This window comes from Pseudomonas sp. PS02288 (genome assembly GCF_029959715.1).
Classification (GTDB): domain Bacteria; phylum Pseudomonadota; class Gammaproteobacteria; order Pseudomonadales; family Pseudomonadaceae; genus Pseudomonas_O; species Pseudomonas_O kuykendallii.
Genome location: NZ_JASCPA010000101.1, coordinates 1 through 8261 on the forward strand (window position 1 = coordinate 1; position 8261 = coordinate 8261).

At 59.1% G+C, this 8261-nt stretch carries 7 protein-coding genes and 1 tRNA gene; 2 read left to right on the plus strand and 6 right to left on the minus strand.

From position 1 onward, the window contains the following. Positions 1-111: 111 nt before the first annotated feature. Together QMX85_RS22780 and QMX85_RS22785 are read right to left on the minus strand one after the other, a co-directional pair. The gene (locus QMX85_RS22780; RefSeq protein WP_282344748.1) at positions 112-1197 is read right to left on the minus strand and encodes a glycosyltransferase; all 1086 of its coding nucleotides are present in this window, start codon (positions 1195-1197) and stop codon (positions 112-114) included. Between the two features lie 385 nt (positions 1198-1582). Beyond that, positions 1583-1659: transfer RNA gene (locus tag QMX85_RS22785), tRNA-Arg, on the minus strand. 167 nt (positions 1660-1826) lie between these two features. On the opposite strand from QMX85_RS22785, the gene QMX85_RS22790 reads away from it, so the two are divergent. Next, a complete protein-coding gene (locus QMX85_RS22790; protein ID WP_090224633.1) occupies positions 1827-3179 on the plus strand; it encodes an O-antigen ligase family protein in 1353 nt (450 codons plus the stop codon). Positions 3180-3214: 35 nt separating this feature from the next. Here the strand turns inward: QMX85_RS22790 and QMX85_RS22795 are convergent, their stop codons facing one another. Further along, entirely contained in the window at positions 3215-4006 is a 792-nt protein-coding gene (locus QMX85_RS22795; protein WP_090224635.1) for a WecB/TagA/CpsF family glycosyltransferase, read from the minus strand. Positions 4007-4202: 196 nt separating this feature from the next. On the opposite strand from QMX85_RS22795, the gene QMX85_RS22800 reads away from it, so the two are divergent. Further along, on the plus strand, positions 4203-5252 hold the full coding sequence (locus tag QMX85_RS22800) for a glycoside hydrolase family 5 protein (RefSeq protein ID WP_282344750.1): 1050 nt from the start codon (positions 4203-4205) through the stop codon (positions 5250-5252). An 87-nt stretch (positions 5253-5339) separates the two neighbouring features. On the opposite strand, the gene QMX85_RS22805 is transcribed toward QMX85_RS22800, so the two are convergent. From QMX85_RS22805 to QMX85_RS22815, 3 genes are all read right to left on the minus strand, one after another. After that, positions 5340-6779 (minus strand): mannose-1-phosphate guanylyltransferase/mannose-6-phosphate isomerase, encoded by a 1440-nt coding sequence (locus tag QMX85_RS22805; protein WP_090224637.1) that lies wholly within the window; start codon positions 6777-6779, stop codon positions 5340-5342. After that, a complete protein-coding gene (locus QMX85_RS22810; RefSeq protein ID WP_282344752.1) occupies positions 6776-7528 on the minus strand; it encodes a WecB/TagA/CpsF family glycosyltransferase in 753 nt (250 codons plus the stop codon). Before QMX85_RS22810 ends, QMX85_RS22805 begins: the two co-directional genes overlap by 4 nt. Before the next feature lie 89 nt (positions 7529-7617). Continuing rightward, on the minus strand, positions 7618-8145 hold the full coding sequence (locus QMX85_RS22815; RefSeq protein ID WP_282344754.1) for a glycosyl transferase family 2: 528 nt from the start codon (positions 8143-8145) through the stop codon (positions 7618-7620). Positions 8146-8261 lie beyond the last annotated feature (116 nt).

The following is an 8261-nucleotide window of genomic DNA, read 5'->3' on the forward strand; positions in this document are numbered from 1 at the left end:
GAACCATACCAGCTCGGGGCGTCGGCGACAGCGTGGTCCGACCTGGCGCAATCGCCCGCGCGGAAACGACAAAGCCCGCGCAAGGCGGGCTTTGTCGTCGAACGGTGCAGGTCAGCGCGAGGCGGATGTCACCAGGCTCGCCTCTGCCGCGGAGGAGCGCCCGAATGCGCGCGAATAGGTGTCGTAGTAACCCTCGAGAACACGCATGCAGGATTTGATGTTCATGTTGTTCACGCAATGCTCGCGGGCGGCGATACCGAAGGCTATGGCCAGCTCGTCGTTGAGCGGGATCTCTTTCAGGTAGCCCTTGATCGCCTCGACGTCCTTCTCCTCGTGGGCGAACCCGGTCTTGCCATGCTGGATGCCCTCCAGCGCGCCGCCGCGCGCCGACGTGATCACCGGAACACCGGACGACTGCGCCTCCAGCAGGACGATACCGAGGCCCTCGGCATCGCCGTTCTCGGCGGTGATGCTGGGCATGCAAAGCACCCGAGCGCTGCCCAGCAGGGTGCGGATCTGCTCGCTGGGCAGTGCGCCGAGAAAGCGTGCCCGCACTCCGCGCGCCTCGGCGATGGCCTTCAGCGACGCCTCGAGCGGGCCGTTGCCGACGATCAGCAACTCGCTCTCAGGGCACGCGTCCTGGATGTCGGCGAAGGCGTTGAGCAGGTATTCGCAGCCCTTCTTCTCGACCATCCGCCCGACGAACAGCACCTGCTTGCGCTCGGCCATGGGAATTGGCCCCGGAACGAACTGGTCGGTATCGATCCCGATATAGCTGACGCTGATCTTGTGCTCGGGAATTCCGTACTCGATCGCGCTCTTCTTGATTGCCTCGGACACGGCAAGGAAGTGGATCTTCTCGTAGTTGGCGAGTTCGAGCAGACGCTCGGGGTAACGCTTCAACTGTCGCCCGCCACCGCCGGCCTCCCAGTATTCGCGGTACACGTTGATATCGAAGCCGTGCAACGTCACCAGCGTCGGTAACTGCAATGCGCGGATCAACGGCCAGATGCGTACCGCCTCGGTGGCGAAATGGATGTGCAGCAGTTGGGCGTCTTCCTTGCGCAACTGGCTCAGCGCCGAACGCGAGGGGCGGTCGAGCAATTCGTTGACGGTGTTGACCAATTTGCGAACGACACGGTTCTTCTTGCCCAGCACACGGACATCGAGCCCGTCGAGGGAAAGACCTTTCTCCATGACCTGATCGCCGACCAGGATTCCTCTCCAACTTTCCAGGCACCGTGTTTGTTCACGAATGAAGGTCTCGGAATAAGGCAGTAGTTGGGACTTATATACCAGTACCTTTTTACGAGGGGCGCTTTGGGGGGTCATAGACGGGTCCAATTGCAGAGGGAATTAACTACTTGATGCCAAACAGCCACTAGCCATATATACAGCGTTACATGACAGTCATTGGATTTCGGGAATTAGACTAATTAAGGCCGCGCAGTTCCGTAGAGTCGCCGATCACATATCGAATGAAAAAAACCTGTTGATCGAGGGGGAAAACGAGGCAATAAAAAGCCCGCTCGTGGCGGGCTCTGGCGTTTCTCAGATATCGACCGATACTGGAAACTTGAACTGGCGCACCAGGCGGGATTCGAACCCACGACCCCTGCCTTCGGAGGGCAGTACTCTATCCAGCTGAGCTACTGGTGCGTTGCGGGGCGCATGATACGCATGCGAGCGCGCAACGTCCATGCCGAGCACGACCGGTCACCGGTCGCCGAGCAGGCCAAAAAGAAGGCAAATGGCCACATAAAGATGGCTCGCTCGATGCCTTGCCTGCACAATGAAACGATTTTCTGCCGAGATAAGCCCTGTTTATGCCTCAACCCTATCAAGCCTTAGAGCGCTGCATCCTTGGCGCGCTGTTGTCATTGCTTGTCTGGCTGCCCTTGCCCCTGGGCAGCAACCGCGACTGGTCGATGGCCTTCTTCTGCTTCGTCACCGCATTGCTGGCCGCCTCCTGGGCGCTGCTTCAGCTCAAACGCCAGCGCCCGCTGGGCTCGTCGTTCCGACATGCCTTGCTGCCGCTCGGCCTGCTGGCTCTGGTTCAGCTGTGGGTAGCCATCCAGTGGCTGGGCGGCCTGAGCCGCGACGCCGGCGCGTCGGCCCAGTATTTTCTCCTGGGCTGCACCTACTGCCTGCTCTATCTGCTGGTGATCGGCGTTTTCCGCACCCGCAAGCGCCTGACCCTGCTGATCGGCGTGCTGGTGATCAGCGGCACCTTCCAGGCCTTCTTCGGCTCGGCGATGACGCTATCCGGCGTGGAGCGCCTGCTTTTCGGGCCGAAGGACTATCACATCGGTCACGCCACCGGCACCTTCGTCAATCGCAATCACCTGGCGGGCTATCTGGAGATGACCCTGGCCATCGGCATCGGCCTGCTGCTCGCGCTGCGCCAGGGCGGGCAGTTCCACTGGGTCAGCGTGCTGGAAACCCTGATGGGTCCAAAGGCCCGTCTGCGCCTGGCGCTGGTGATCATGGTCATCGGCCTGGTCATGAGCCATTCGCGCATGGGCAACACCGCATTCTTCGGCAGCCTGATGCTGGTCGGTGCGCTGTTTCTGCTGCTGCACAAGGAAAACCGCCTGCGTAACGGGCTGATCTTCGCCAGCCTGGTGCTGGTCGATGTGCTGGTGGTGAGCCAGTATTTCGGGCTCGACGAACTCAAGGACCGCCTGGTGAACACGCGGCTCAACGACGTCGTCGAACAAGGGGAAGTGGTTCAGAAAGCCAACGAGCTACGCGGCGATGTCTATGCGCTGGCGCTGCCGCTGGCCCAGGACCGGCCGATCATCGGGCAGGGCGCGGGAAGCTTCGAGTCGGTCTTCCCGCCTTACGCCACGGGACTCCCCCTGCATTTCGACCATGCCCACAACGACTACCTGCAGTTCTTCATCGAGTACGGCGTGATCGGCTGCATACCCTTGGCGCTGTTCGTGCTGATTTCACTGTATTACGCGTTGAAAGCCATGCGCCACAAGGATTCCCTGTACCGCAACGGCATCGGCTTCGGTGCCGGGATGGGCATTCTTGCGCTGCTCATCCATTCGACCACCGACTTCAACCTGCAGATACCATCGAATGCAGCGACCTTCGTGGTCCTCTGCGCGATAGCGGTGCTGGCCAACCATCATCTGGTGGACCGGCGCCAGAAGCAACGTCCGGCCTGAGGGGTCTGGGAGACCTCTGACGACGCGACCACCCCTCAGGACTGGCGCTTCAGCACTTGTCCGCCGTCATGTGGCTTTGCACCGAAGCTGTTCCGCGCCACGTAGTAGAAGAACAGCGGAATGCCTACGGCATAGCGACGGAACAGGCGGCGTGGTTCCATCAGCAGGCGATACAGCCACTCGAGGCCAAACTTCCTGAAGAACTCCGGCGCGCGCTCGAAACGCTCGGCGGAGAAATCCACGATGGCACCGCCGCAGACGAACAGCGCCGGCATGTCCAGCTCGTTCTTGAGGCGCACGGCCACTGCTTCCTGCTTCGGCATGCCCATCGCCAGCACGATGATCGGCATCGCTCCTTCCCGATAAGCGGTCTTAAAGAACTCCACGTACTCGTCGATAGTTTTGAAACCATCGATGGCATGGAACGGCCGGCCTCTGAAAAGCTTGTCCGCTCCTTTGCTGAGCCAGGGTTCCTGAGTACCCATGGCGAAATACTGGCAATCAACGGTGTCATCGTTGATGAAGAAGTCCAGAAGCTTCGGAATGAAATCGGTTCCGTTCAGGTTGGCCTTTGGCTCAACACCATTAACCTTGCAGGCCAGTTTGATGCCAATACCATCTCGCAGGAGGTAGTCGACTTTAAGAAAGCTTTTACGGGCAGACAGGTTCTGCTGCGTAATGTTGTATCCATGTTGATTGAGGAATCCCAGAATGCTCGGCCGTTTAACCATGCGCAGATTCCTGAGGAAATCTTCAGTCTCATTTTCCTCAAGCAACATCAATCGCCGGACGAGTAAATCTTCTTTCCTAACAATCGGATTTTTCATGAAGAATTATCTCTGGATTTCTCGGTTATGGAATTGAAGCCGGATTGCACCGTTCATTTACGCTTCTACCTCGATTATTGTTAATTCAATTAATAAAAGCGTGAACCAGTTAACCCATTTGCTGCGCTAAAAAATTATCATGGATTTTATAACTAATTCCAGGGAGCTCACCCATCCACCATTTAGGAAACCACCCATGAACGCCACGACTCACACGTTTCACACGCTTAAAAGAGTTCTTCCTCTGGCAGCGCTCCTGATCGGCTCGACCGTCCAGGCTCAAGAGAAGCTCCCCCTCGTTTCGATCAACATCGCTGGCGCCGAATTCTCGTCCGGCGCGATCCCCGGAAAAAACGGCACCAACTACTTCTTCCCGGACAAAACCTATTTCGCCAAGTGGAAAGAGCGCGGCATCACCCTGGTCCGCTTCCCACTCAAGTGGGAACGCCTGCAGCCCAAGCTGTACGGCCCGCTGGACCCCGCGTACACCAAGCTCCTCGACGACATGCTCGCCCAGGCCAACGTGTACGGCGTGAAGGTGATCCTCGATATCCACAACTACGCCCGTTATAACAACGAAGTCATCGGCTCCGCCAAGGTTACCTTTTCCGACTTCCGCAAGCTCGGCGAACTGATCGGTAACCGCTACAAGAACAACCCTGCTGTTTATGGCTACGACATCATGAACGAGCCCTACGGCGATGCCGACAAGTACTGGCCGCAAGCGGCGCAGGCCGGCATCAATGGCATCCGGGTCTATGACAAGAAAAAACCGCTTTTTGTCGAAGGCCGTTCCTACTCCGGCGCCTACACCTGGCCTTGGTACAACGACCCGATGGCGGCACTCACCGACCCGAAGGCCAACAACATCATCTACTCGGCGCATGCCTACATCGACGACAACGGCAGCGGCCAGTACAAGACCGCACCGGCCAACTTCGACCCGATGATCGGCGTCAAACGCATCGAGCCCTTCGTCGCCTGGCTGAAGAAGCACGGCAAGAAAGGCCACATCGGCGAATTCGGCATCCCGAACGATGACCCCCGCTACCTGCAAGCCATGGACAACACCCTGGCCTACCTGCAGAAGAACTGCATCACCATGACCTACTGGGCTGCCGGCCCTTCGTGGGGAACCTACAAGCTGTCCGTCGAGCCGACCAAGACCGGCCAGGATAAGGCGCAGTGGGCGATCCTGAAGAAGTACATCAACGGCGGCAACTGCACCAAACCCGGTCCCAACTGACCGGCCTCACCACCCGAGCGCAGCGGACGCGCTCGGGCAGGTGATTTCTCGCAAGACACATCCCCGCAACACCGGAGCCCAAGCGGCTCAGCCCGCCACCAGGGTTTCCACCACCACCGGCGCCACCCGGCCGTACTTGTCGGAGAAACGCACGATGTCGTCCTCTCCCAGATACGCACCCGATTGCACCTCGATGAGCTCCAGAGGAATCACTCCTGGGTTTTCCAGCGCGTGCACCTGGCCGATCGGAATATAGGTCGACTGGTTCTCGGTGACCATGTAGGTCTCCTCGCCATTGGTCACCTTGGCGGTGCCGCTGACGACGATCCAGTGTTCCGCGCGGTGGTGGTGCATCTGCACCGACAGCTTCGCGCCCGGCTTCACGGTGATGTGCTTGACCTGGTAGCGCGGGCCCTGGTCGATGGAGTCGTACACGCCCCACGGACGGTAGACTTCGCGATGGTTCTGGAACTCGCTGCGCTTCTCGCGCTGCAGCTGTTCGACGATGCGCTTGACGTGCTGCGCCTCGTCCTTGTGCGCCACCAGCACCGCATCCTTGGTTTCGACGATCACCAGATCCTCGACGCCGACGGTAGCCACCAGGCGGTTGTCCGCATGCACGTAGGTGTTGCTGCTGCCGTGGTTGAGCACGTCGCCGCGGAACACGTTGCCTTCGCCATTCTTGCTGCTCACATCCCACAGCGCGGACCAGGAACCGATGTCGCTCCAGCCGGCGTCGAGCGGAACCATCACGGCGTCACGGGTTTTTTCCATGACGGCGTAGTCGATGGAGTCTTCCGGGCAGGCGGTGAACGCCTCGCGACCGACGCGTGTGAAGAGCATGTCCTGCTCGCTGCTGGCCATGGCTTCACGGCAGGCTTCGAGGATGTCCGGACGGAATTCCTGCAACTCGGCGATGTAGCGGCTGGCACGGAACAGGAACATGCCGCTGTTCCAGAAATGATTGCCGCTGGCGAGATAGCGCCCGGCGGTTTCCAGATCGGGCTTCTCGACGAAGCGGCTGACCACGTAGGCGCCCTCGCCTTCGGCTTCGCCACGTTCCAGATAGCCGTAACCGGTTTCCGGGTGCGTCGGCAGGATGCCGAACGTCACCAGCTTGCCGGCTTCGGCAAGCGGCACCGCCTTGCGGATGCCGTCATGGAAGGCTTGGGTGTCCTGGATCAGGTGATCCGCCGCGAGGATCAGCAACAGCGGATCCTGGGCTTCGCTGAGCGCCTGCAGGGCGACCAGCGCGACGGCCGGTGCGGTATTGCGACCGACCGGTTCGAGCACGATGCCTGCGTTGTCCATGCCCAGCTGGCGCAGCTGTTCGGCCGCGAGGAAACGGTGTTCCTCGTTGCAGATCAGCCGTGGCAGTTGCATGTCCAGGCCTTCCAGGCGCTTGATGGTCGCTTGCAGCATCGACAGCGAGCCCTCACCGAGGTTGAGGAACTGCTTCGGATTGAGTTGACGCGAAAGCGGCCACAGGCGCGAACCGCTACCACCGGACATGATCACTGGAATCATTGCTGAGCCCTCCCCATAAAAATCGATTGTCTGTTCTTGAACTGCCTGACGATGATCGGAAACACCTTGTAGGCGTCCACCACGTAGCGTTTTACAAGCCGTTTGGGCTCCATGCAGATGCGGTGCAGCCACTCCAGCGAGAGGTGCTGCATCCATTCCGGAGCACGCTGGATCTTCCCGGACAGGAAATTCAGCGAAGCACCGACGCACAGGCCGACCCCCACCGCCTGCTCGCTCTCGTAGACCTTGAGCGCGAGGGCTTCCTGACGCGGGCAGCCGACCGAGAAGAAGATCAGCCGTGCCGGATGCTGGACGACGAACGACACGCAGCGTTCGACTTCTACCGGATTGTCGATGAAGCCCATGGGCGGGTTGTGGTGGTTGAAGACGATGTTCGGATACATCTGCCGCAGCGTGGCGACCACGTCGTCCTCGCAGCCGATTACCGTGATGGTCCAGCCTTCACGGTTGGCCACTTCCACCAGCGACTCGGTCAGCGTGCTGCCGGGAATAGCCTCGGCGACATTGGCCTTAAGACGGTTGAGCACCGGCAGCAGTATCTTGCTGTCGCAGATGCGCAGGCTGGCATGGCTGTAGGCGCGGCGCAGTTCCTTGTTGTGCTCCAGCTGAACGATATGGTTCACGTTGGGAGTGACGATATAGCTGTAGTCGTTCTGGCTCGCGTCGGTGAGTTCCTTGACCAGGCTGGCCTTGTCACCACGATAAAATTCAATGTCGAATACTTTCATATTACCTCCTTGCAAAAACTGATCTTTCTACGCACGCCCGAAGGCTATCGACACGGTTTCAACCACAACCCGTGCGAACGACAGTCCTCTTATCGGCCGAGTGCCGCCCTCACCAACTTGGTGTGGGTATGTACGTAGTGCAGAAGGTAAAGAACAGAGGCTTTGGCGGAAGACAACTTCATGTAGTTCCGCCGTATCTGCATATCTTCCTTGAGCGCATCGAAACGGCGCTGCTGGGAGATGCCGGTAGTGTCGAAAACGCACAGGGGCGTCTTCAGTTGCAGCACGACCTTGGACAGGTCCAGTCCGTGAAGGAATTCCACGATCATGCAGTAGTCCGCAGACAGCTTGTAGTTCTCGCGGAAGCGGACCGTACGCAGGTGTTCGTTCTCGAAGTACATCGCCTGGTGACTGGACGGCATGCCCATCATCAACCGGTCGATCTTCTTCGCCGAGGCGGCGCGCAGCACGCCCGCGGCGTTCTGCAGGTAATAATCGCCATACACGTACTTCGGCGGATGTTCGGCCTCGGAGACGGCCTTGGCCACCTTTTCGAGTACCGACTCGTCATAGAAGGTATCGCCGCTATTGAGGAACAGGGTGTAACCCAATGTCATCAACTTTGGAAATTATCCATAAATATCATATAATTAGCGCTCAAATCAGTGCATGGGAGAAGCCCTTTTGACTACCTATACCGCATCGCTTGACACCGCCAGCCAAGCCCTGGTTT

Excerpts from the sequence above, each read along its gene's own strand:
- QMX85_RS22810 (WP_282344752.1), bottom strand. The coding sequence starts at position 7,528 with ATGAAAGTATTCGACATTGAATTTTATCGTGGTGACAAGGCCAGCCTG.
- QMX85_RS22800 (WP_282344750.1), top strand. The coding sequence starts at position 4,203 with ATGAACGCCACGACTCACACGTTTCACACGCTTAAAAGAGTTCTTCCT.
- QMX85_RS22780 (WP_282344748.1), bottom strand. The coding sequence starts at position 1,197 with ATGGAGAAAGGTCTTTCCCTCGACGGGCTCGATGTCCGTGTGCTGGGC.
- QMX85_RS22815 (WP_282344754.1), bottom strand. The coding sequence starts at position 8,145 with ATGACATTGGGTTACACCCTGTTCCTCAATAGCGGCGATACCTTCTAT.
- QMX85_RS22805 (WP_090224637.1), bottom strand. The coding sequence starts at position 6,779 with ATGATTCCAGTGATCATGTCCGGTGGTAGCGGTTCGCGCCTGTGGCCG.
- QMX85_RS22790 (WP_090224633.1), top strand. The coding sequence starts at position 1,827 with ATGCCTCAACCCTATCAAGCCTTAGAGCGCTGCATCCTTGGCGCGCTG.
- QMX85_RS22795 (WP_090224635.1), bottom strand. The coding sequence starts at position 4,006 with ATGAAAAATCCGATTGTTAGGAAAGAAGATTTACTCGTCCGGCGATTG.